At 68.2% G+C, this 22,453-nt stretch carries 19 protein-coding genes; 6 read left to right on the top strand and 13 right to left on the bottom strand.

The genetic code is table 11. The features are described from left to right. The 4 genes from ACFDSW_RS05630 to ACFDSW_RS05645 all read left to right on the top strand — a co-directional run. The coding region (locus ACFDSW_RS05630; RefSeq protein ID WP_375249299.1) for a PHA/PHB synthase family protein at positions 1 to 896 on the top strand (896 nt) is incomplete at its 5' end. 301 nt (positions 897 to 1,197) lie between these two features. Then, positions 1,198 to 1,794 (top strand): phasin family protein, encoded by a 597-nt coding sequence (locus ACFDSW_RS05635; protein ID WP_375249300.1) that lies wholly within the window; start codon positions 1,198 to 1,200, stop codon positions 1,792 to 1,794. Between the two features lie 138 nt (positions 1,795 to 1,932). Further along, positions 1,933 to 2,277 carry an ATP-dependent Clp protease adapter ClpS gene (gene clpS, locus ACFDSW_RS05640; protein WP_375249317.1) on the top strand — a complete coding sequence of 115 codons (345 nt, stop codon included), beginning with the start codon at positions 1,933 to 1,935 and terminating at the stop codon, positions 2,275 to 2,277. A 163-nt stretch (positions 2,278 to 2,440) separates the two neighbouring features. Next, positions 2,441 to 3,271, top strand: coding sequence for a dienelactone hydrolase family protein (locus ACFDSW_RS05645; RefSeq protein ID WP_375249301.1), 831 nt, complete (start codon positions 2,441 to 2,443; stop codon positions 3,269 to 3,271). 55 nt (positions 3,272 to 3,326) lie between these two features. Here ACFDSW_RS05645 and ACFDSW_RS05650 read toward each other — a convergent pair whose 3' ends face one another. From ACFDSW_RS05650 to ACFDSW_RS05695, 10 genes are all read right to left on the bottom strand, one after another. Then, the gene (locus ACFDSW_RS05650; RefSeq protein ID WP_375249302.1) at positions 3,327 to 3,740 is read right to left on the bottom strand and encodes a hypothetical protein; all 414 of its coding nucleotides are present in this window, start codon (positions 3,738 to 3,740) and stop codon (positions 3,327 to 3,329) included. Positions 3,741 to 3,850: 110 nt separating this feature from the next. Further along, entirely contained in the window at positions 3,851 to 4,174 is a 324-nt protein-coding gene (locus ACFDSW_RS05655) for a hypothetical protein (protein ID WP_375249303.1), read from the bottom strand. A 128-nt stretch (positions 4,175 to 4,302) separates the two neighbouring features. Further along, positions 4,303 to 5,025 (bottom strand): carbon-nitrogen hydrolase family protein, encoded by a 723-nt coding sequence (locus ACFDSW_RS05660; RefSeq protein WP_375249304.1) that lies wholly within the window; start codon positions 5,023 to 5,025, stop codon positions 4,303 to 4,305. 3 nt (positions 5,026 to 5,028) lie between these two features. Continuing rightward, the gene (gene dacB / locus ACFDSW_RS05665) at positions 5,029 to 6,450 is read right to left on the bottom strand and encodes a D-alanyl-D-alanine carboxypeptidase/D-alanyl-D-alanine-endopeptidase (RefSeq protein ID WP_375249305.1); all 1,422 of its coding nucleotides are present in this window, start codon (positions 6,448 to 6,450) and stop codon (positions 5,029 to 5,031) included. Next, complete coding sequence (locus ACFDSW_RS05670; RefSeq protein ID WP_375249306.1) at positions 6,450 to 7,334, bottom strand: LysR family transcriptional regulator; 885 nt, start codon at positions 7,332 to 7,334, stop codon at positions 6,450 to 6,452. Before ACFDSW_RS05670 ends, dacB begins: the two co-directional genes overlap by 1 nt. Before the next feature lie 25 nt (positions 7,335 to 7,359). Then, complete coding sequence (locus tag ACFDSW_RS05675) at positions 7,360 to 8,601, bottom strand: dicarboxylate/amino acid:cation symporter (protein ID WP_375249307.1); 1,242 nt, start codon at positions 8,599 to 8,601, stop codon at positions 7,360 to 7,362. A 40-nt stretch (positions 8,602 to 8,641) separates the two neighbouring features. Continuing rightward, the gene (gene dgcA, locus ACFDSW_RS05680; RefSeq protein ID WP_375249308.1) at positions 8,642 to 9,634 is read right to left on the bottom strand and encodes an N-acetyl-D-Glu racemase DgcA; all 993 of its coding nucleotides are present in this window, start codon (positions 9,632 to 9,634) and stop codon (positions 8,642 to 8,644) included. Further along, a complete protein-coding gene (dgcN, locus tag ACFDSW_RS05685; protein WP_375249309.1) occupies positions 9,592 to 10,629 on the bottom strand; it encodes an N-acetyltransferase DgcN in 1,038 nt (345 codons plus the stop codon). Before dgcN ends, dgcA begins: the two co-directional genes overlap by 43 nt. Before the next feature lie 166 nt (positions 10,630 to 10,795). Next, positions 10,796 to 12,388, bottom strand: coding sequence for an amidohydrolase family protein (locus ACFDSW_RS05690; RefSeq protein WP_375249310.1), 1,593 nt, complete (start codon positions 12,386 to 12,388; stop codon positions 10,796 to 10,798). Then, positions 12,385 to 14,742: a penicillin acylase family protein gene (locus ACFDSW_RS05695; RefSeq protein ID WP_375249311.1), complete on the bottom strand. Its 2,358-nt coding sequence runs from the start codon at positions 14,740 to 14,742 to the stop codon at positions 12,385 to 12,387. The genes ACFDSW_RS05690 and ACFDSW_RS05695 overlap by 4 nt, the downstream gene beginning before the upstream one ends. Positions 14,743 to 15,081: 339 nt before the next feature. Between ACFDSW_RS05695 and ACFDSW_RS05700 the strand changes: the two genes are divergently transcribed. Next, positions 15,082 to 18,150 (top strand): TonB-dependent receptor plug domain-containing protein, encoded by a 3,069-nt coding sequence (locus tag ACFDSW_RS05700; protein WP_375249312.1) that lies wholly within the window; start codon positions 15,082 to 15,084, stop codon positions 18,148 to 18,150. A 145-nt stretch (positions 18,151 to 18,295) separates the two neighbouring features. Here the strand turns inward: ACFDSW_RS05700 and ACFDSW_RS05705 are convergent, their stop codons facing one another. The 3 genes from ACFDSW_RS05705 to wecB all read right to left on the bottom strand — a co-directional run bounded on the left by ACFDSW_RS05705 (position 18,296) and on the right by wecB (position 21,608). After that, entirely contained in the window at positions 18,296 to 19,075 is a 780-nt protein-coding gene (locus ACFDSW_RS05705; RefSeq protein ID WP_375249313.1) for a sulfite exporter TauE/SafE family protein, read from the bottom strand. 111 nt (positions 19,076 to 19,186) lie between these two features. Next, positions 19,187 to 20,479, bottom strand: a complete 1,293-nt coding sequence (wecC, locus tag ACFDSW_RS05710; RefSeq protein WP_375249314.1) for a UDP-N-acetyl-D-mannosamine dehydrogenase — start codon at positions 20,477 to 20,479, stop codon at positions 19,187 to 19,189. Then, the gene (gene wecB / locus ACFDSW_RS05715; RefSeq protein WP_375249315.1) at positions 20,460 to 21,608 is read right to left on the bottom strand and encodes a non-hydrolyzing UDP-N-acetylglucosamine 2-epimerase; all 1,149 of its coding nucleotides are present in this window, start codon (positions 21,606 to 21,608) and stop codon (positions 20,460 to 20,462) included. The genes wecC and wecB overlap by 20 nt, the downstream gene beginning before the upstream one ends. Before the next feature lie 115 nt (positions 21,609 to 21,723). Between wecB and ACFDSW_RS05720 the strand changes: the two genes are divergently transcribed. Then, positions 21,724 to 22,453, top strand: a 730-nt coding sequence (locus ACFDSW_RS05720; protein ID WP_375249316.1) for an NADP-dependent phosphogluconate dehydrogenase, incomplete at its 3' end; no start/stop codon positions are given.

The following is a 22,453-nucleotide window of genomic DNA, read 5'->3' on the forward strand; positions in this document are numbered from 1 at the left end:
TGACGTGGGACGATTATGTCGCCGCGCAGATCGACGCGATCGAGACGGTCCGGGCCGCGCTCGACGTGCCAGCGGTCCACACGATCGGCTATTGCGTCGCTGGCACCACGCTCGCGGCAACGCTCGCGGTGCTGGCCGCGCGCGACGAGGCGGCGAAGGTGGCAAGCGCGACCTTTTTCACCGCGCAGGTGGATTTTGCCAGGGGTGGCGATCTGCGGCATTTCGTCGACGACGATCAATTGGCGATGATCGCCTCGCTCAGCCCGCAGGGTTTCCTCGACGGGCGATTCATGGCGGCGACGTTCAACCTGCTGCGCGGGCGTGACCTGATCTGGAACTACGTCACCAACAACTATTTGCTCGGCAAGGAATATGCGCCGTTCGACCTGCTCCACTGGAACGGCGATACCACCAATTTGCCGGCGAAATGGCATCGCTCCTATCTGACCGATCTGTATCGCGACAATCGACTGGTCGAACCCGGCGCGCTGTCGGTACTGGGCGTGCCGATCGATCTGCGCACGGTGACCACGCCCAGCTATATCCAGGCGGGGCGCGAGGATCATATCGCCCCGGCGGACAGCGTGTGGGAGATCACCCGCCACTTCGATGGCCCGCTGCGCTTCGTGTTGGCGGCATCGGGCCATATCGCCGGCGTCGTCAATCCGCCCGCCGCCAACAAGTATCGCTATTGGACCAACGACCAGCCCGTCGAAACGCTGGAGGCCTTCACCGCGGGGGCACAGGAAACCGCCGGCAGCTGGTGGCCGGACTGGATCGCCTGGCTGCGCGCGCAGGCACCCGCGACGGTAAAGGCGAAGGGCGCGCGAATCCCGGGCAAGGGGCCTTTGGCAGCGATCGAGGAAGCACCGGGCAGCTACGTTCGCGCGCGGTGATCGATGATCGCGGAGCGGCTTTCGTATTGTCCGGAGGCGGCGGGACAAAAGCCTTGAATAAGGGCCTGCGAACGATTATTGTGCACTGCAACAAAAAAGGAGCAGGCACATGGTCGATGAGCGCGCCCCGGCCGCCCCTCGCGCAACCACGACGGTGAAGCCCAAGGCCGCGCGCGCCCCGCGCAAGCCTGTTGCCGCGTCCGCCGTGCCTGCCGCCGTCAAAGCACCGGAGCCAGTGGTAGCGGCGCCATCCGTCGCCCCTACCCCGCCGGTCGCGACACCGATCGCCGCGGCGCCGGTCGTGAAACCGACCCCCGCCATACCTCTTCCCGCCGCACCCGTCGCTGCCGCGCCGGTGATCGAGCCCGCGCCCGTCGCTGCGCCGGCCGCAACCGATACCCTCCCCGCCGAAGCCCCCGAACGCAAGGAACCGATCATGAACGAGACGCTGACCGCGAATGCCGAGAACCTGACCCAGAAGGCGCAGGACGGCGCCCGCACGATGTTCACCCAGGCGAGCGAGCAGACCCGCTCCGCCATGGAGAAGACGAAGAAGGCCGCCGAGGAAATGGCCGAATTCGGCAAGGGCAACCTCGAGGCACTGGTCGAATCGTCGCGCATCGCGGCGCAGGGCTTCGAGGCGATGGGCAAGGACGCCGCTGCTTTCTTCCGCTCGCGCTACGACAGCACCGCCGAGGTGGTGAAGTCGATGGCGGCGGTGAAGTCGCCGACCGAGCTGATGCAGCTGCAGGCCGATTTCTTCCGCGGCGCCTTCGACGCGATGGTCGCCGAAGCGTCGCGCACCACCGAGGTGTCGATGAAGCTGGCGGGCGATATCGCCAAGCCGATCCAGAACCGTGTCGCGCTCGCCGCCGACAAGGTGAAGGTCGCCGCCTGATCGCGCCGCGCGCGATCCGATAGGACGAACCGGGCGCCCGCAGCGATGCGGGCGCCTTTTTCGTGCGATCGCGCTCTTGCTCTCTCCACCATGCTTGCCATATTTTGTCGCGTGTTCATGCAACAGCTAACGATCGATATGGCGGCAGGCCCCGGCGAGGGTGGTGACGACGAAGGTACCGGCGACGGCACCGGCCTGGGCGTCGCGACCCGCACCCGGACGCGCACCAAGAAGCCCACGCCGTACCGCGTGCTGATGCTCAACGACGATTATACCCCGATGGAATTCGTCGTCCTGTGCCTGCAACGCTTCTTCCGCATGAGCGTCGAGGAAGCGACTCGCGTGATGCTGCACGTGCATCAGAAGGGCGTCGGCGTGTGCGGCGTGTTCAGCTATGAGGTCGCCGAGACGAAGGTGACGCAGGTGATGGACTTCGCCCGGGCGAATCAACACCCGCTGCAATGCACGCTGGAAAAGGCGTAGGGCGCTCGCTCATTCCGTTGTGATGCCGGCCCGTTGTGATGCCGGCCCGTTGTGATGCCGGCCCGGGGCGATGTTCGCCCGACAACACCGCGCGAACATCTGCTTCCCCCATTCCGCACCGGCCGATAGGATCCGCGCGGGCGGGGCAGGAGAGGAACATCTTATGTGCGACGAGCACACCGATACGGATAACGCCCGCCTGTCGCGGCGCGACTTCGCGCTGGGCGCGAGCGTCGCGAGCATGGCGGCGCTGCTGCCCAGCCCGGCGAACGCTGTCCCCGTAACGGGGCGCGCGGTGACGATCACCACCCCCGACGGGCCGGCACAGGCTTATTATGCGGCGCCGCGCAGCGGGCGTCACCCGGCGGTGCTGATCTGGCCGGATATCATGGGTCTGCGCCCGGCGTTCGAGGGCATGGCGTCGCGGCTCGCCGAATCGGGCTATGCGGTGCTGGCGGTGAACCAGTTCCATCGCACCACCCGAACCCCCTTTACCGATCTGCCCGATGCCCGTGGCAAGGCGATGGAGTGGCGCAAGACGCTGACATCCGCCGCGATCATGCGCGATGCGACCGCGTTCCTGCGCTGGCTGGATCAGCAGCCGGGGGTCGATGCCCGGCGGGGCATTGCGGTGACCGGCTATTGCATGGGCGGGCCAATGACGATCCAGAGCGCCGTCGCGGTGCCGGCGCGGGTACGCGCGATCGCTTCCTTCCATGGTGCGGGCCTTGTCACGGACGCGCCGGACAGCCCCCACCGGCTGGTGTCGAAGGTGCGTGGCCGCGCGCTGATCGCGATCGCGCAGAACGACGACGCACGCGCCCCGGGCGACAAGGACGCGCTTCGCACTGCCTTTGCCACGGCGAACGTGCCGGCCGAGATCGCTGTCTATCCGGCCAATCACGGCTGGTGCCCGCCAGATAGCCCCGCCTATGACAAGGTGCAGGCGGAACGCGCCTGGTCTCGCCTGCTGGTGTTGCTGAAGACGGTATAACGTGAGGGCGGCGCGGGTGGGGCGCACATCCGCCCCATCCGCGCCGGCCGCTGCCCTAGCGGCAGCGCACCTCGCCGCGATCGACCGACTTTCCGACCGCCGCGCCCGCCGCGCCACCGATCAGCGCGCCCAGCAGCCCGGATCCGCCCGGGGCGATGGCGGTGCCCAGCACGCCGCCCGCGATGCCACCGACGATCAGCCCGGTCGTCCCGTCATCGCGGCGGCAATAATAGCGCCCGTTCTGACCGACATAGACACGGTCACGGCGCGACAGCCGGCGTTCGCGATAATCGGGGGCGTCGCGATAATAGCGATCGGCGTAATAGCCGCCGTAGGCGGGATCGACCCGATTATAGTCATAGGCGCCCCAGCCGTTGTAGCCGGCGCGGCGCGGGCCGTAGCCGTCGCCATACGTGGAGCAGCCCGCCACCATCACCGCAGCGCCCAGCGCCGCCATCGCCATTTTCATTGCACCCTCCTGTTTCAAGGCGATAATGCAATGTTCCGGGCACGTTATGGTTGCAGAACGGCCCCGCGCCCCGAAGGGGAGGGCGGGGCCATCCGGCGGTGTGCCGCCGATCAGCGATAGGCGCGGCGGTTGTTCTTGTCGATGCGGACCCGGGCGCTGAGCGAGTCGAAACGGCGGTCAAGATCGCGGCGTTCCTGCAGTGACAGGCCGTTGCGGCGATAACGGCTCTCCAGGCTCACGATCTGTCGGAATTCGCCACGCAGCCGCACCGCCTCGTTACGGGTCAGCGCTCCCGAGCGGATGCCCTGATCGATGCGCTGGTCAAGCCGTGCCTGACGCTGATTGATCGACTGCCACGGCGCGGCGCTGGCCACTCCCGGCGCCGCCAGCGCGACCAGGCCGAATACGGCGATCATGCGGTTCATGCGGTTCATGACGTTCACTCCCTCGATGTTGCGGCCGGCAACCCGGCCCGCCACAGGAGATAGGACGCGACCGTCGCGAATGTTTCGCGGGGAAGGGGCGAAAGTGTAACGGCCTGTCGCACGCTGCGCGGTGTCGTTCAGCTTGCCAGGGGCAGGTCGTGGATCGCCATGCCGACTTCCCCCTCCGGCACGCGCGTCGCGATCGTGCCATCGGGGCGGACGATCATCGTGCAACCGAAAGCGACGCGCTCCCCCGCCTCGCCGGTAACGTCGGACGAAGCGATCCAGCAGCCGGTCTCGCGGGCGCGGTCGACAAGATTGTCGACGCTGCGGCTGCGCCAGCGTTCGGCGACGGTGGCGGGCAGCATGTTGTTGAGCGGGTATAGCAACAGGTCCGCACCGGCCGCCACGGCTCGCGCGGCGGTCGCGGGGTGATTGGCGTCGTTGCAGATATTGATCGCGTAGCGGCGACCGTCCCCGTCGAATACCGGCATCGCGACGCCGGGGGTGACACCATCTTCATTGGGGTGGCTCTTGGCGTACCGCCCCTTAATACGCCCGGCCTCGATGATCAGGGCATTGTTGAAGATCCAGCCGTCGATCGCCTCGAACGCCCCGACGATCGCGGTGGCGGGCAGCGCGCGCGATGCGTCGCACAGCCGTTCGAGGAGCGGCGGCATACTCGCGGCGCGCGCATGAATCACCGGCGCGTCGTAGGCATGGCCGAGCAGCCATGCCTCGGGAAACAGGATCAGTCGCGCCCCCAGCGCCGATGCCGCGCGCCAATGTTCCAGCGTTACGGCGATCGTGGCGGCGGGATCGTCATAGACCGCCCGGGGCTGGATGATCGCAAGACGCAATGGTCAATGCGCCGCCGCGATCGCCAGCAGCGCGCGATCGACCGCGCGGGTGGCGCTCGCATCCTGTGGCATGTCGTTGGCGAGCGCCGAGAAGGTCAGCGTCCGGCCCGAGGCGGCGATCAGATAACCCGACAGCGCGTTGGCGGCGTTGAGCGTGCCCGTCTTGGCGAACAGCTTGCCCGCCAGCGGCGTATTGGCGAAGCGTCGCGCCAGCGTGCCGTCCTGCCCACCGACCGGCAGCGTCGCGCGCCACGCCGCGCCCCATGGCTGCACGGCGGCCCAGCGCAGCAAGCGAACCGCGGCGCGCGGCGTGATGCGGTTGTAGTTCGACATGCCCGAACCATCGGCGAAATCATATCCCGCCGGGCCAACGCCCGCGGCGGTGAGGATCGCGGTGACGCGGGCCTGTCCGTCCGCGACCGAGCCCGCGCCGCCGACCGCGCCGACCCGCCGCAGCAGCAGCTCGGCGTGCAGATTCTGGCTGACCTTGTTGGTGTGCAGGATATCCTGCGCCAGCGGCGGCGGGGTGAGCCGTGCAAGCGCGACCGGCTCCGGCGGGCGCGCCACTGGCGCGTTGCCGCGCGTCCCGGGGTCGTCGTCGGGGGTGAGCGGGCGGTGTCGCGACGTGATCCGTCCCGTCACGCGCACCCCGGCGGCGCGCAGCAGCGCCGCCAGCCGCCACGCGGCGCGATGCGCCGGATCGTCGATCCCCACCGTCAGCGAGCGCGGCGCGGTGCCGGCGGGGATCGTCCCGGTCAGCCGCAGCATGTCGCTTCCCGGCAGGCGCGCGAACCCGAGATCGGGGGTGGTGCCTGGCGCGGAGGTGGTGATCCGTGAGTCGATCCGGAAATAACCGTCGCCCGTCACGATCGCCGGCGCACCGATGTCGGAGCCCGGGCTGACGGTCAGCACGATGACATTGTCGTCGATGGTCAGTGCGGAAACGGCGGTGCCATATTGCCCGGCCATGTTGTTCCAGCTCATCCCCGCCGGCCAGCGTTCATCCGGGAAGGCGGTATCGTCGCCGATCACGTCCCCCACCACGCGGGTGCGTGCCGCGACCGCGCGTGCCAGATCGGCGAGGCAATCGCTGGTGCAGCCGTCGAGGCTGGACAGGCGGGCATCGCCATGCCCGGTCAGTACGACATCGCGCCCGTCGAGCCGCACGCTGGCGCCGCCCGCCGCGTCCGGGGCCTCGGTATCCAGCGTGGCGTAAGCGGCGACGGTGGTGAATATCTTCGTGTTCGATGCGGGCACGAACCGCTCGTCGGCACGGATGGCGGCGATTTCTCGCCCGTCGTCATCCACCACCAGCAGGCCGATGCGCGTCCCCGGCGGGGCGCTGGCGATCGCTTGGTCGACCGTCTCGGCCGCAGCGGGCAGGGGGACGAGCAATAGCAGCAGCGGCAGCAGGCATTCGCGCATCAGCGTCCCTCGATGACGTCGCCAAGGACGGAAAGGAATTCCGCCGCCAGCGCGCTGGGTGGGCGATCGAGCAAGTGGATCGCGTGAACGTCGAACGTGAGCGGCGGCTTTAGCGAGCGCATCGCCAGTCCGTCGCCGGCGGTGGCGTCGGCGGTGAAATTGTCGACCACCGTCAGCCCCACCCCCGCGCGGACCAGCGCGGCGGCGATGTAAAAGGTGCGGGCGGAGGCGATGTCGTCGAACTCGACTCCCAGCCGCTCCATCTCGTCGGTGAACAGTCGGCCGATCGGCCCCGAGGCGGCGAGCGTGATGAAGGGATGGGAACTGATCTGCGACAGTTCCAGCCGCGAGGGCGCGTCGGGGATGTCGCTTTCGCGATACAGGACGACCAGTTCCCCTTCGCCGAGCCAGCTCTGCCCCAGCGGCGCACCGCGCGGCACCTCGTTGGCGATCGCGATATCGGCCTCTCGCTCGTATAATTTGCGGAGCAGGTCGTCATGGTGAACCGTCTGCAGGTCGAAGCGGACGTTCGGGCGCTGTTTCAGGAAACGCGATACCGCGGCAGGGATGACGCCAAGCGCCAGGCTGGGCAGGGCCGAGATGCGCAGCGTCGTGCCGGCCCCGGCGCGCAGGTTGCGCCCAGCCTCGCGCAGCGCGCGCACGCGGTCCTGAATTTCCGCCACGCCCGAGAATAACGCGTGCGCATCTTCGGTGGGGACCAGCCGGCCATTGGTGCGCTGGAACAGCTCCAGGCCCAGCAGCGTCTCGGCGTGGCGCAACGTCTTCGATACCGACGGCTGCGATACATTGAGGGCGCGGGCGGCGGCGCTGACCGAGCCGTTGACATAGACGGCGTGAAAGATCTCGATGTGGCGCAGGTTCATGACGTGCGCTGTAGCCTTTCCGTCGTCATGTCGTCACGTGCCGGTGGAGGATCGCCTCGTCGAGCGCGCCTTCATGACGCGCCACCAGCGTGGCGACGGTCAGGTTCGCGCTGGCGGACGGCACGGTGCGGGTCATGTCGAGCAGACGGTCGAAGGGCAGCACCAGCCCCACCACCAGCGCGGTCTGTTCGGGGGCGACGCCGACCGACGACAGCATCGCCGCCAGCATGAAGAGCGAGGCCGAGGGAACGGGCGCGGTGCCGAACGCCGCCAGCGCGCCCGTCGCCAGCATGATCGCCAGCATGCCGGCGTCGGGCGTGATGCCGAGCGCCTGCAACGCGAACTGGCCGAGCAGCCCGACGTACATGGCGGTTCCGTCCTTGCCGATCGAGGCGCCGAGCGGCAGCACGGTCGAAGCGACCGGACGCGCGATGCCGAGATTGTCCTGCGCAACACGCAGCGCGACCGGCAGCGTGGCGGAGGAAGAGGCGGTGGAAAAGGCGACCGCCAGCGCATCGACGATGCCGCGGAAGAAGCGCGGCACCGGCACCCGCGCCACCAGCGCCAGTAGCCCGGCATGCACCACCAGCATCTGGATCAGCGAGGCGATGACCACGGCGAGGGCGAGCCAGCCGACATGGACGAACACCGCCGCTCCACCGCCGGCGACCGCATTCGCGATCAAGGCGGCGACGCCGAACGGCGTCACCTCCATCACGATGCGCACGATATGCAGCAGCACCGCGGCCAGCCCCTGTAGCAGCGCGACGACCGGCCTACCCGCCTCACCCGCCAGCACGCTGCCGACGCCAAGCAGCACCGCGGTGAAGATGATCGCCAGCATGTCGCCTTTCGCCAGCGACTCCACGATATTGGCGGGGACGATGCCGAGCAGTTGCTCGGAGGGGCTGACGGCGGCGCCGAGCACATGCGGCGCGACGCCTGCCAACGCGATGCCAGCGCCGGGGCGTAGCAGCAGCCCCGCCGCCATGCCGATCGACACCGCGATCAGCGTGGTCAGCGCGAACAGCCCGACCGTTCGGCCGCCGATCGGCCCCAGCCGACGCGGATCGCCTAGCCCGGCGATGCCGGCGGCGATCGTGATGAGCACGACCGGCACGACCAGCATCTTGATCAGGCGGACGAACAAGTCGCCGACGATCCGGATCGCTGCTGCCCCTTCCGACCAGAAAATACCGATCACGACGCCGATGATCAGCCCGCCGACGACGCGCTGCCACAATGGGATCGCGAACCAGGCGCGCATCAAGCGGCGGCCTTCGCGATCGGAACGGATCGCGCGCCGCTCACGCCGCCTCTCCCCAGAAACCGCGCCGTGGCGGCTGGAGGATGCCGTGATCGTCGATCGCGCCACCGTCGCGATCCGCGGCCAGCCACAACGGCCCGTCGAGATCGACGAATTGCGCGCGTTGCGCCAGCAGCAGCGCGGGCGCGATGCCCAGCGACGAACACACCATGCACCCCACCATCAACCCGAACCCCATGGCCGATGCGGCCTCGGCAAGCGACAACGCTTCGGTCAAGCCGCCGGTCTTGTCGAGCTTGATGTTGACGTGCGTATAGCGCCCGCGCAGCGCGCCGAGATCGGCGGCGGTGTGCAGCGATTCGTCGGCACAGATGGCGAGCGATGTCTCCAGCGCGGCGAGCGCGCCATCCTCGCCGGCGGGCAGCGGCTGTTCGAGCAGATCGACCCGTTGCGCGATCAGTTCGTCTTGCCAGCCGCGCACCTCCTCGATCGTCCAGCTTTCATTGGGATCGACGATCAGCCGCGGGGTGGGAGCGGCGGCGCGCACCGCGGCGATCTGCCGCAAGGCGTCTTCACGAGCGACCTTCACTTTCAGCAGCGGCGCGTCGGCATGGCGGGCCGCGACCGCCGCCATCGCGTCGGGATGATCGATCGCCACGGTGATCGCGGAAGCGACCGGGGCAACGGCGGGAAGGCCGGCGCGATCGCTGACGCTGGTGCCGGCGGCGCGCGCCTCCCAGTCCCACAGGGCGTTATCGACCGCGTTGCGCGCCGCACCGGCGGGCATCGCCCCGGCGAGATCGGCGCGCGAGCCACCGCGCTCGATCAGCGCCCGCGCCTGTTCGATCGCGGCGAGCGCCGCCTCGACCGTCTCGCCGTAACGCGGGTAGGGGACGCCTTCGCCGCGTCCGACATGGCCGGCGCCAGCGACCGTGACGGTGACCACATCGGCCGCCGTCTTCACCCCGCGCGAGATGCGGAAGGGCGCGTTCAGCGCGAAGCGGTCATGGCGGGCGCTGAGGGTGCGAAGCATTGCAGGGTCCAGTCGACGATCGGGTCCGCACCGAAGCGATACGGATCGGTACAGGGAAGGCCGAGCGCGTCGGCGGTTTGGTCGCACAGTCGCCGGGCGGCGACGTCGTCCAGCTTGACGGTGTTGAGCGCGATGCCGGTCGCGCGCACGGCGGGGCTGGTCAGCCGCGCGACGCGTAGGTTCGCGTCGAGGCATTCCTTCAGCTCGGGCAACTGATAATGCGGCAGGCCGCGCATATGCGCCCGTGACGGATCGTGGCACATCACGATCGCATCCGGCTGCGCACCGTGCAGCAATCCCGTCGAGACGCCAGCGAAACTGGGGTGGAACAGCGATCCCTGCCCCTCGATCAGATCCCAGCCGTCGTCGTCGCGCGCGGGCGACAGCATCTCGATCGCGCCGGCGATGAAATCCGCCACCACCGCGTCGAGCGGGATGCCGTCCCCGGCGATCAGGATGCCGGTCTGCCCGGTGGCGCGGAAATCGGCACGGATGCCACGCGCGCGCATCGCATCGCGCAGGCACAGCGTGGCGTACATCTTGCCGACCGAGCAATCGGTGCCAACGGTCAGCAGCCGGCGCCCGGCGCGGGGCTTGCCATTGCCGACCGGCAGATCCACCGGCGGATCGCGCACGTCGAAAAGCTGAACGCCGACGGCCGTGGCCGCCGCGACGAGGCGTGGTTCGTCGCGCAGCCGCTGGTGCAGCCCCGACGCGACGTTCATCCCCGCGCTGATCGCGAGCAACGCATCGTCGATCAGATCGTCACCCAGCCGCCCGCCCGCATTGGCGATGCCGAGCACGAGCGTCCGCGCGCCCGCCTGGCGCGCTTCGGCGACCGACATGCGGGGCAGCCCGAGCGTCAACGGGCAATCGTCGTGGCGCCATTCGCCCACGCAAGCGTCCCGCTGGAAGGCGGCCAGCCCGCGCGACGTCTTGATGCCGACCTCGTCATCGGAATGGCCGAGATAGAGAAGATATGGCCCCGGGATCATCGCTCACCTGAAGGAAAAAGGATGTGGGTGAACGTAGAGGCGCGGCGGCCGGACGCGCAAATCGTGGTTGCGCGGGTGACTATAACGCAAGGCTATCTCAGGCCGCTGGGCCCTCCCCGGCGGCTGTCGTGGCGCCGGAGCGCCGGGGGGGCGGGGCGGGGTGGCCTTACGCCCCGCACCCGGCCGGTTTGGGGCGCAGCAAGACCCGGCCCGCCGCCTCGCCCGTGGTGGCACCCTGGCGCAGCGCGAGGCGACCGTTAACGTAGAGCGCGGAGACGCCGACGCTGGCGACGCGGGGGTGGAGATAGTCGGCGCGCGGCGCGTAGCGCAGCGGATCGAAGACGACGACATCCGCGAAATAACCCGGGCGCAGATAACCGCGCTGCGCGATGCGATAGATGTCCGCGGTGGCGCCGGTCGACTGGCGGATGAAGGTGGCGAGCGAGATCACTTTCCGTTCGCGCACATAGGTTTGATATTTCTTCGGGAACGTCGCCCACTGGCGTGGATGCCCGTCCGATCCGTCCGAACTGGTGACCACCCACGGCTGCTTCATGATGAGATCGACGTCGCGATCCGCCATGTTGAAACTGGCCACCGCGCTGCCGGCCGGATCGCTGCCGTCCTTGTTGGGCACGCGCAGGATGCGGATCGCGGCATCGATCGGGTCGAGCTTCCAAAGCGCCGCCATCTGGCCGAGCGTCTTGCCGGTCCAGGGCTGATTCTGCGCGGTCAGCAGCAGCGATTCCTTGCCGCCCCGGCGACGCAGGTTCTCCGCCATCTCGGGCTTCAACCGTGCCAGCGTCGCGGGATCGTCGAGCCGGGCGAGGAAGCGGCGATAACCGCCATCGAGCGCCCAGCCAGGGACCAGTGCGGCATCGACGCTGCTGCCCGAGGCGAGCCAGGGATATTGATCGGCGGTAACGTTCACGCCCGCGCGGCGCGCCGCCTCGATCGTCGCGATCAGCTCTGGTGCCCTGCCCTGCACGTCGACCCCGAGCGCCTTCAGATGCGCGATATGCACCGGCATCTTCGCCTCGCGTCCGATGCGGATCACCTCCTCGGTCGATGCGATCAGCCCGATATTGTAGTTCGATTCATCGCGCTGATGCGTGTCGTACAGGCCGCCGCGCGTTGCTGCCTCACGCGCGATCGCGATCACCTCCTCGGTCTTGGCGTAGCTTTGCGGAGCATAGAACAGGCCGGTCGAGAAGCCCGTCGCACCCTCGCACATCGCCCGCGCGACGAGCGCCTGTTCCCGCGCCAGTTCGGCGGGGGTGGGCGCGCGATCGTCGCGGCCGATCACGCGGCTGCGCACTGCGCCGAAGCCGACGAACGGGATGACGTTGGTGCCGATCCGGCTGGCGGTCAGCGTCGCCGCGTCGGCCGCGATGTCCGGAGTGCCATAGCCGTCCACACCGGTGACGATCGTCGATACCCCCTGCGCCAGCCATGGCAGGTTGAGCCGCTGGGTCGCATCGGGGGAGCGGATATAGGTGTCTGGATGGGTATGCGCGTCGATCAGCCCGGGAGCGACGATTTGCCCCCTGGCATCGATCATCTGCGCCGCGCGCGTGCCGCGTGACGGACCGACATAGGTGATGCGGTCGCCGCTGATCTCGACATCGCCGGTGATCGGCGGTGTTTCCGCGCCGGTGTAGATCGTGCCGCCGCGGATCACGCTGTCGACATGCGGCGCCCGTGCCGCGGCCGGCCCGGCCAGCAGCGCGATCAAGGTGAGCAATGGCAGGCGGGTCATGCGCGGTCCTCCGGTTGCAGCGTGGTACGGCGGCGCGCGGCGGCGTCGACCGCGGCGCGGCTGAAAGGCATCGGTAGCATCCGCCCCGCGCACCATGGCGCATATTGATCGCGGTAATGCGGTGAGCGCGGATCGTTCGACTGGCCGGGCAGGTTGAGCATCAGCGAATTGTCCCACGCCCCGACATCGATCACCTGCAGATAGCTTGCCCCGCCGCCGACCCGCCACGAAGGGCCGTCACCCAGCCAGCGCGCCATCACGGTATAGCTGTCGCCGCCCGAGCCCTCGCCGTCGATTGCCGGAAAGGCGGCGGCGATCGCCGGGATGCGCGCCAGCGGATGCGCGATCCGCACCCGATGCAGATCGCCCCAGCGCCATGTGGCGGGATCGCGGCCCATCAGCGTCTGCGCCTGTTGCCAGCCCGCCGCCAGCGAAGCATCGAGGAGTGCGGGGCGCCGCTTCGCCTCGGCAAGCAGGATCGACGGCGCGATCTCGGTCACCAGCGTCTTCGCCTTTTCCGGGACGATCGCGGCGAGCAGCCGCTGCGACAGGTCGCGCCATACGATCTCGTACAGCGCCGCCGCACCGCTGTCGCGATCCAGCCGGCGATCCCAGCCACGCAGCATCGCGGCGGCGGGGGCTGCGGCCGCGGAGGGCTGTGCCGGCAGCAGCGCGACGAACTGGGTCGCGGGGGTCGACAACGTATCGTGCTGCAACGCGACGCTGTCGGCCAAAGTATGCGCGCTCTGCGCCGACAGCACCGTCGCGATCCGTTCGTAGCGATAGGGATCGCGGAACGAATAAGCGGGCACCCGGTCCTTTGGCCAGTCGGCAGGCAGATTGTTCTGATTGGCGGACGCGAACCAGCCCTTGGCCGGATTATATTCCGACGGCAGCGCGCGGAAATCCTTGTAGCCGTTCCAGTCGTAGCGCCCGTCGCCCGGCACCGGCAGCAGCCCGTCGCCGCGGGGGCGCTGCGGGACGAAGCCGATCACCTGCCAGCCGGTGTTGCCCGCGACATCGGCATAATGGAAATTGGTCGGCGACGGATGCAGCTCGAACGCCTGCTTCAGCGAGGTCCAGTCCGTCGCGAGGTTGATCGCGATCATCGCGAAGGAACCGCCGCCGCCCGGCATCATCCCGATCGAGGCCAGCGCGGTGGCGCGGTGCCGCGCGGGATCGTGGCTGATCACCGGACCCTGTACGGCGTAACGCAGTGTCGCGGTGCGCGGCGCGCCATCCTTCACCGGGATGCTGACGTCGACGCGGTCGAAACGCTTCCACCCGCCGGCATGGCGATACCGTTCGGAGTCGTCCGGGTGCAGCTCCAGCACGAACAGATCCTGCTGGTCGATGTGGAAATTGGTCCGCCCGAAGGCGAAGCGATCGGTGTGGCCCTGCATGATCCCGGGCAGCCCCGGCGCGCCGCCGCCGATCACATCCAGCCCCGGCGCGGTCAGATGCGCGACGTGGCGGGGACCGAACCCGCCGATGCCGAGGTGCGGATCGTTGGCGAGGATCGCGCGGCCGGTCGCGCTGCGCGACGGGGCGATCGTCCAGGCATTGCTGCCGGCATTGGCCCGCTCCAGCGCCGTGCCCGGCCCGGCGGGATCGCGGACGGGGGTTTCGGGGCCGAACGGCAGGCTGCCGATGTTGAGCACGCCCATGTCCGCCTCGCTCACCGCGGCGGTGTCGAGGCCGGTGGGGATATGCATCTTATGCGCCGGGCGAAGCGGCGCGACGATCGCATCCAGGTCCAGCGCCCCGATGGCCGCCAGCCTGGCGCGGCGGATCTCGTCGTCGACATTGCCGATCGACGCGCCGCGCGCCAGCACCATGTCGCGCACGTCCCACGGCAGCGGCCGCACGCCCAGTACGGCATATTCGGCCGGCAACAGCGCCGGATCGGCCAGCACCTCGGCGATCCGCGCGTTCACACCCGCGCAATAGGCGCGGGCGCAGGCCAGCACCTTGTCGGGAACCCGCGCCAGTTCGGCGTCCAGATCGCCGCGATAGTGGAACAGCCGTGCGTTGGTATCGTGCGGCACGAATTCGGGGCCGAATGCTTCCGCCATCCGCCCCAGTTCGCGGCGATGGCCGAAATCGATCTGGAACAGCCGGTCGCGCGCGACGACATAGCCCTGGCCGAAGAACGCGTCCGGGATCGACGCGGCGCGGATATGCGGCGTTCCCCAGGCATCGTCGACAATGTCGATCGCGGCGGACAGGCCGGCGATGCGTCGCCGCGCAGGCTCCGCCGTCGGCGCGGGCGCGGGCGGCTGCTGCGCCCGGCAGGCCGGGGCCAGGGCGATCGTCGCGACGGAGGCCAGCAGGAACGAACGGCGGTCGAGCATCGGCTTGATCCTTCTCGCGGGTGGCGGCGCGGCACGCTAGCGGTCGGAAGCATGCCGCGCTCATGACAAGCGCGGCTAGCACCATAAGGGCGGGCTATGGCGCGGCAACGGCCACGGCACGCGGCAGGGCGATGCGGTATAGGCCGTGTTTATGCCCTGCCGAAGCGTTGGAACAGGCATCGCGCTTGACGGTGGCAACGGTCGGCCTGCACCTTTCGGCCACGACAACCGCGACGATCCGGCACCTAAATGACCGGGCGGGCGGGGATAACGTCGCGCGGGGGGCGTCGCTGAAGGTCGGTCCGTGCGGGCCGGCCAGCGAGCCATTAGGGGGCAACAATGACGTTTCAAAGGCAGTTCGGACGCCGCAAGGCTCTTCTCGCGGGCTGGTCGAGCCTGATCGCGCTCACCATAGCGATCCCGGCCGCGGCGCAGACGCCGGCCGGGGTGGGCGAGGAGGTTCCCACGCGCAACACCGCGACGATGCAGGCGCCCTCGCCCGACAGTGGCGAGAACGGCCCCGACGTCGTCGTTACCGGCACACGCATCATCCGCGATGGCTTCCAGGCGCCGACACCGCTGACGGTGCTGACGCAAGAGGAGATCCGGAACAGTTCGCCGTCCAACAACATCGCCGATTTCGTCAATCAGCTTCCCGCACTGGCGGGTTCGACCCGTCCGGCGAACTCACGCCTGAACCTGTCGAGCGGACAGGCCGGTATCAACGCGCTGAACCTGCGTAACCTGGGCGAGACGCGCACGCTGGTGTTGCTCGACGGGCGGCGTTCGGTCGCTTCGACGGTCACGGGTCTGGTCGACGTCAATACGATCCCACAGATGCTGGTGAAGAACGTCGAGGTGGTGACGGGCGGCGCATCCTCGGCCTATGGGTCCGATGCGGTCGCCGGTGTCGTCAATTTCGTTCTCGACAAGAAATATACGGGCATCAAGGTCCAGGTTGACAGCGGCGTCACCGACAAGGGCGACGGGTTCAACTATTCGTTCGGCGTCGCCGGTGGCACGTCGTTCGGCAGCGAAGGCCGGGGGCATTTGCTCATTGCGGGCGAACTGGCGCATCGCGACGGAATCTTCACCATCGACCGCGACTGGAACCAGACGGGCTATGTCCGCATCCAGGATCCGAACTGGACCACCAGCAGCACGACACCGCGTTATCTGATCCGGCAACAGGTGGGCGCCGCGAACTCAACGCCGGGAGGGCTGATCACCAACTCGGCCGGCGGCACCGCCAACAGCCTGCGCGGGCTGTACTTCGGGCCCGGCGGCCAGATCCTGAACTATCAATATGGCGCACTGACGTTCCCGTCGCCGACCGGCAGCGCCACCCCCACCCTGACGCAGGGCGGATCGTGGCAGGTCAACGATTCGGGGCGACGGATCGGGCTTGATCCCGACGACATGCGCTATGGGCTGTTCGGGCGCGCCAGCTACGAGATTGCCGACGACATCGAGATCTTCGCGGAGGCCGGGTACAACAAGCAGAAGGTGTTCTTCAACGCGGGCCCCAACCTGTCGACGGGTATCGCGCTCAACGCGACAGGCTGCGCCGCCGCGACCAGCGCTGCGACCGCACCGCTGACCTGCAACGCCTATCTCTACAACACGCTCGGGCGCCAGCGCCTGACCGGGATCACCGGTGTAACGCTGGCGACGACTGCCGCCGACCTGCCGTTCCGTGCGATCGCCAACGAGCGCGAAGTGCAGCGTTATGCCATCGGTGCCGACGGCGAGACCGAGGTATTCGGCAAGCGCGCGAACTGGAACATCTTCGGTCAATACGGTCGGGCCGACCTGCGCGAACAATTGCGCAACATCATGAACATCACGCGGATGAACAACGCCACGGCGGCGGTCTTCGCACCGGCGAACAATGCCAATGGTTATGCCGCCGGCTCGATCCAGTGCCTGGTCAACGTCGATGCCAACACCACCAACGACGACCGCGCCTGCGTGCCGCTCAACCGCCTCGGGCTGGGCGTCGCCGATCCGGCGGCGATCAACTATGTGCTGGGCAATCCGTATCGCGACGAGGTGGTCGAACAATATAATGCTGGCTTCAACGTCGCGGTGACGCCGTTCGCCACCTGGGCGGGCGATGTCAGCGTGTCGGTTGGCGCGGAATATCGAGAGGAGAAGATCCGCGGTTTCGTGCCGAGCGAGTTCCAGCCGGTTGCGACGGTCGATTCCAGCGGCCGCCCGGCGACCACGAACCGATGGTCAGTGGGTAACTATCTGCCTACCAACGGCAAATATAACGTCAAGGAAGCCTATATCGAGACGGTCGTGCCGTTGGGCTTCGGCCTCGAGTTCAACGGCGCGGCACGCGCGACCCGCTATTCCACCTCGGGCTATGTCACGACGTGGAAGGCCGGTGGGACCTGGCATCCGATCGACGATATCCGTTTCCGCGTGACGCGGTCCCGCGACATTCGCGCCCCCAATTTGAACGAACTGTTCCAGGGTGGGTCGGCGAATAGCGATTCGATCAGGAACCCGTTGTACACCTCCAACGGTGCCAATGGCCCGGCGACTTTCAGCTATTCAGGCTTCGCGACGGGCAATCCGTCCCTCCAGCCCGAAAAGGCGGATTCGTGGAATGCGGGTGTCGTGCTGACTCCGACGTTCCTGCCCGGCTTCAACCTGTCGGTCGATTACTTCCGCATCGACGTGAAACAGGCGATCAGTACGTTCAGCGCCCAGAGCATCGCCGACCTTTGCTACCTGCAGAATCAACAGGCTTTCTGTGATGCGATCTCGCAGGATCCGGCGCGTTCCACCCCCGGCCAGCCGTATCTGCTGATCCGCAGCCAGCCGTTCAACGCGGCAAGGCAATTGGTACGCGGCGTCGATATCGACGCTTCGTATCGCGTGCCGCTCGACAAGATATTCGCGAACGCCGGCGGTGCTTTCACACTTCGCGGCCTGGCGACGCGCTACATCGACAACCTGCTTGACCCCGGGGTGCCCGGCACGATCGTCTTTAACACTGTCGGCGTGAACGGAGGGCAGGCCAGTACGCCGAAATGGCTGTATCGTGTCAGCGCCGCATATGATTCGGACAGCTTCTCCATCACCGCCGTCGGGCGGGGTACGAGCAGTGGTCGCTATGCTGCCAATGGGATCGAATGCTCGACGAACTGTCCCGCATATGACCCCAATTACTTTACCTACGATAACAACCATGTTCGGGGGGTGTTCTACGCGGACCTCAACCTGACGCAGAAGATCGATATGGGCGGAGCGCAGGCGCAGTTCTTCGTGAACGTGACGAACCTGTTCGACCGGTCGCCGATGATCCTGCCCGAAACCGGGCTGGCGGCAAATCCGACCTATTCCGACCTGCTGGGCCGGGCGTTCCGCTTCGGTATCCGGATGGAGACGCGCTGAGAGGATTGCGGCGCGAGTGATGAACGGGGCGGTGGCGTCAGCTGCCGCCCCTTTTTTATGCCAGCCCGTCAATGATCAGCCCGTCTGCGACCCGCCCGCCAGTCCACGGCGGGGCGCCTCGATCCGGCGACGTGGCGGCGGGGTGTCAGATCAGCAGCCGCGTGCCGACGATCAGCAGCACCAGCGCCAGCGCCGGGGTGACGACGCGCTCCGAAAAATGATCGGTCAGCCGGGCCCCGAGGATCACGCCCGGGATCGATCCGAGCAGCAAGGAGCCGAGCAGCGGCAGGTTGATATTGCCGATCACGGCGTGCCCGATCCCGCCGATCAGCGCGACCGGAATCGCGTGCACGATATCGGTGCCGACCAGCCGCTTGGCGGTGAGCCGCAGCGGATACAGCATCAGCAGCAGGGTCGCGCCAAGCGCGCCCGCGCCCACCGAGGTGAGCGTGATCAACGTACCGAGCAGCGCGCCGGCCGCGACCGTCAGGATCGGTTGCCAGCGCCGGGCCGTGTCGCTCTGCCCGCCGCCCGATCGGGCGAACCGCTCGACGATCCGGCGGCGGAACGGCGTGGCGATCGCCGACAGCACGAGCGTGATACCCAGCGTGCGGACGATCAATCCGCCGCTTTGCGCTCTCTGCCCATGGTCCGCGAGCCACCACAGGGTAAGCGCCACCGCTGGCAGGCTGCCGATGCACAGGCGGCGGACGATCTGCCAGTCCGCGTTATTCTGGCGGTGGTGGATCGCGCCGCCGGCCATCTTGGTGATCGCCGCGAACCACAGGTCCGTGCCGACCGCGGTGGCGGGGGCCACGCCGAACAGCAGGATCAGCAACGGCGACATCAGCGATCCCCCGCCGACCCCGGTCAATCCCACGATGGTGCCGACGAGGAAGCCCGCCAATGTGCTCAGCCAGTCCAAATGTGCGCCCACCCGATGATGACCCGTGCGCTGTGCGACGGGGAAGGGGCACGGAGCAAGCGCAGAAAAGCTTGGCCGGGGTGGAGATGCGCTGGGGGGGCCGGCCCGCCGCTATTTCGGCTGGTCGGGCCACAGACCGCGCGTGTCGTACACGGTCAGCGCGGCGCGCTCGTCGAGCGGGACCGAGCGGAACACGTCATGATCGACCAGCACGATCAGCGCGGCGCATTCCGCCAGCGCGGTATCGAGGTCGATCAGCGCCGCGCCCGTGCCGTCGAACACGGCGGGCAGGGAGCGCGCATACGGCTCCACCAGCTTGATGCGATCGCCGAACCGGCGCGCCAGCGCAGCGGCGATATCGAGCGCGGGGCTTTCGCGGAAATCGTCGATATTGGGTTTGAACGCGAGCCCGAGACAGGCGACCCGCGCATCCGGATCCTGCGCCGCGACCCGCTCGATCAACCGGATCGCCCGGCCGACGACATGGTCCGCCTTCGCCTCGTTCACCTCGCGCGCGGTGCGGATCAGGCGGCTGTTGGCGGGGTCACCCGCAACGAGGAACCAGGGATCGACCGCGATACAATGCCCGCCGACGCCGGGGCCGGGCTGCAGGATCGACACGCGCGGATGACGATTGGCGAGGCGGATCACCTCCCACACGTCGATGTCCATCTTGTCCGCGATCAGCGACAGTTCGTTGGCGAAGGCGATATTGACGTCGCGATAGCTGTTCTCGACCAGCTTGACCATTTCCGCCGCGCGGGCATGCGTCGTCAGACACGCGCCGCGCACGAACCGACGGTAGAAGGTCATCGCGCGGCGTGCGCAGCGCGGGGTGATGCCGCCGATGACCCGGTCATTGTCGATCAACTCGATCAGGATCCGCCCCGGCAGCACCCGTTCGGGGCAATAAGCGATGCACAGGTCGGCGCTGCCGGCGCATCGTCCCGGGATCGACAGATCGGGGCGCAATGCCGCGATCTCCGCCGCGACCTGCTCGGTAGTGCCGACCGGCGAGGTCGATTCGAGGATGACGAGATCGCCCTTCTTCAGCACCGGCGCGATCGTTCGTGCGGCGGCCAGCACGCTGCCGACATCGGGTTGATGCCCGTCGCGCAACGGCGTGGGGACCGCGATGATGAATGTGTCGGCGGCGATCGGCGTGGTCGCGGCCCGCAGGGCGCCGCGCGATACGACCCCCTGGACCAGGCCGTAGAGATCCACCTCCTCGATATGGACACGCCCGTCGTTGACGGTCGCGACGACCCGCTCGTTGACGTCGACCCCCAAAGTGGCGATTCCCGCCCGCGCAATCACCGCGGCGGTGGGCAGGCCGATATAGCCGAGCCCCATCACGACCGCTTCAGCGGCGAACGACGGGGTGTCAGTGGGGACGGTGGGCATGCTCGACGATCCTCGCGATCCGCTCCGCCGCGCGCCCGTCCCCATAGGGGTTGTGCGCGCGCGCCATCGCGGCGTGAGCGTCGTCATCGTCGAGAAGTGACAACATCCGGTTTACGATCGTGTCGGCGTCGGTGCCGACCAGCGCGGCGGTGCCGGCGGCGACCCCCTCGGGCCGCTCGGTGGTGTCCCGCATCACCAGCACGGGGACGCCGAGACTGGGGGCTTCTTCCTGTACCCCGCCCGAATCGGTGAGCATGACGTGGCTCATCGCCATCAGCCGTACGAAATGCGGGTAATCGAGCGGATCGATGAGCGCGATGCGCGGGTGCGCGCCCAGGGCTGCCGTCATTACGGGGCGGACCGCCGGATTGGGGTGAACCGGAAAGATCACCGCGACATCCTCGCGCGCGGCGATCTGCTCGATCGCCCGCGCCACCTGCGCCATCGCGTCGCCGAAGTTTTCGCGCCGGTGCGTGGTGACGCCGATGATCCGCTTGCCCGCAAAGCGCGCCGCGAGCGAATCGAGGCCGGCCGCCAGCGCGGGATCGCGCGCGATCCGGGCGCGCATCGCCAGCAGCGCATCGATGACGGTGTTGCCGGTGACATGGATCGTGTCGGGGGCGACATTCTCGGCGCGCAACGCGGCGGCGGCCTGTTCGGTGGGCGCGAAATGCAGGTCGGTCAGCACCCCGGTCAGCCGGCGGTTGCCTTCCTCCGGCCAGGGAGACAGCAGGTCGCCGCTCCGCAGCCCTGCCTCGACATGCGCGACGGGCACGCGGTGCAGATAGGCGGCGAGCGAGGCCGCCATCGTCGTCAACGTATCGCCATGGACGATCAGCCGGTCGGGCCGCTCACGTGCGATCGCTTCCCCCAAAGCGGTGACGATCCGCGCGGCGAGCTGATGCAGCGACTGCCCGGCCTGCATCAGATCGAGATCGATGTCGGGCGCGATGCCGGCGATCGCGAGCACCTGATCGAGCAGCGCGCGATGCTGCGCGGTGACCACGACCCGCACGTCCAGCGTGTCGTGCGCGCGCAGCGCGGCGACCACCGGGGCCATCTTGATCGCCTCCGGTCGGGTGCCGAACACGACCATGATACGCGGTCGGGAAAGGGGAGCGCGGGTCATCGCGTCGCTTCTGTCATGGTCGGGTTTCGATCCCGTATATGCGGGGCTGTTCATGGCGGGTGGCGGAACCGCTATAGCGCCCGCGCGATTCAGCCGCACGCGAGGAGAACGACGGATGCGATTGGTGATGATCGGCCTCGGCCGGATGGGCGGAAACATGGCGCGCCGCCTGATGCGGGCCGGGCACGAGGTCGTCGCTTATGATCGCGACGAGAGCGCCGTGCAGAAACTGGTCGATGACGGCGCGATCGCCGCCACCGGGGTGGACGACGCCCGTGGAAAGGCGCGCGACGGCAGCGATCATCCCGCGATCTGGTGGGTGATGCTGCCGCATGGCGAGATCACCGACGGCATGGTCGATCAGATCGCCGCCGGGGCGCAGCCGGGTGAAATCGTGATCGACGGCGGCAACAGCTTCTACAAGGACGATATCCGCCGTGCGAAGCAATTGGCCGAAAAGCAGGTCCATTATGTCGATGTCGGCACATCGGGCGGGGTCTGGGGCCTTGATCGCGGCTATTGCATGATGATCGGCGGCCCCGAGGACGTCGTCCGCGACCTGGACCCGATCTTCGCGACGCTGGCGCCGGGCGAGGGCACGATCGAGCGGACCGCGGGCCGCGAGGGCAATGCCGCCGCTGATCCGCGCGCCGAGCATGGCTATATCCATGCCGGCCCGGCGGGCGCGGGGCATTTCGTTAAGATGATCCACAACGGCATCGAATATGGGCTGATGCAGGCTTATGCCGAGGGCTTCGACATCCTGAAGGGCAAGGCGTCGGACAAGCTGCCGGAAGACGAACGGTTCGATCTGAACCTGACCGATATCGCCGAGGTGTGGCGGC

The sequence above is a fragment of the Sphingomonas sp. genome (assembly GCF_042091075.1).
Lineage (GTDB): Bacteria > Pseudomonadota > Alphaproteobacteria > Sphingomonadales > Sphingomonadaceae > Sphingomonas.

What these genes read in the sequence shown, in the direction of transcription:
- ACFDSW_RS05670 (WP_375249306.1), bottom strand. Translation starts at nt 7,334, where the DNA reads ATGAACCTGCGCCACATCGAGATCTTTCACGCCGTCTATGTCAACGGC.
- dgcA (WP_375249308.1), bottom strand. Translation starts at nt 9,634, where the DNA reads ATGCTTCGCACCCTCAGCGCCCGCCATGACCGCTTCGCGCTGAACGCG.
- dgcN (WP_375249309.1), bottom strand. Translation starts at nt 10,629, where the DNA reads ATGATCCCGGGGCCATATCTTCTCTATCTCGGCCATTCCGATGACGAG.
- wecC (WP_375249314.1), bottom strand. Translation starts at nt 20,479, where the DNA reads ATGCCCACCGTCCCCACTGACACCCCGTCGTTCGCCGCTGAAGCGGTC.
- ACFDSW_RS05655 (WP_375249303.1), bottom strand. Translation starts at nt 4,174, where the DNA reads ATGAACCGCATGAACCGCATGATCGCCGTATTCGGCCTGGTCGCGCTG.
- clpS (WP_375249317.1), top strand. Translation starts at nt 1,933, where the DNA reads ATGGCGGCAGGCCCCGGCGAGGGTGGTGACGACGAAGGTACCGGCGAC.
- wecB (WP_375249315.1), bottom strand. Translation starts at nt 21,608, where the DNA reads ATGACCCGCGCTCCCCTTTCCCGACCGCGTATCATGGTCGTGTTCGGC.
- ACFDSW_RS05700 (WP_375249312.1), top strand. Translation starts at nt 15,082, where the DNA reads ATGACGTTTCAAAGGCAGTTCGGACGCCGCAAGGCTCTTCTCGCGGGC.
- ACFDSW_RS05650 (WP_375249302.1), bottom strand. Translation starts at nt 3,740, where the DNA reads ATGAAAATGGCGATGGCGGCGCTGGGCGCTGCGGTGATGGTGGCGGGC.
- ACFDSW_RS05675 (WP_375249307.1), bottom strand. Translation starts at nt 8,601, where the DNA reads ATGCGCGCCTGGTTCGCGATCCCATTGTGGCAGCGCGTCGTCGGCGGG.
- ACFDSW_RS05695 (WP_375249311.1), bottom strand. Translation starts at nt 14,742, where the DNA reads ATGCTCGACCGCCGTTCGTTCCTGCTGGCCTCCGTCGCGACGATCGCC.
- ACFDSW_RS05690 (WP_375249310.1), bottom strand. Translation starts at nt 12,388, where the DNA reads ATGACCCGCCTGCCATTGCTCACCTTGATCGCGCTGCTGGCCGGGCCG.
- dacB (WP_375249305.1), bottom strand. Translation starts at nt 6,450, where the DNA reads ATGCGCGAATGCCTGCTGCCGCTGCTGCTATTGCTCGTCCCCCTGCCC.
- ACFDSW_RS05645 (WP_375249301.1), top strand. Translation starts at nt 2,441, where the DNA reads ATGTGCGACGAGCACACCGATACGGATAACGCCCGCCTGTCGCGGCGC.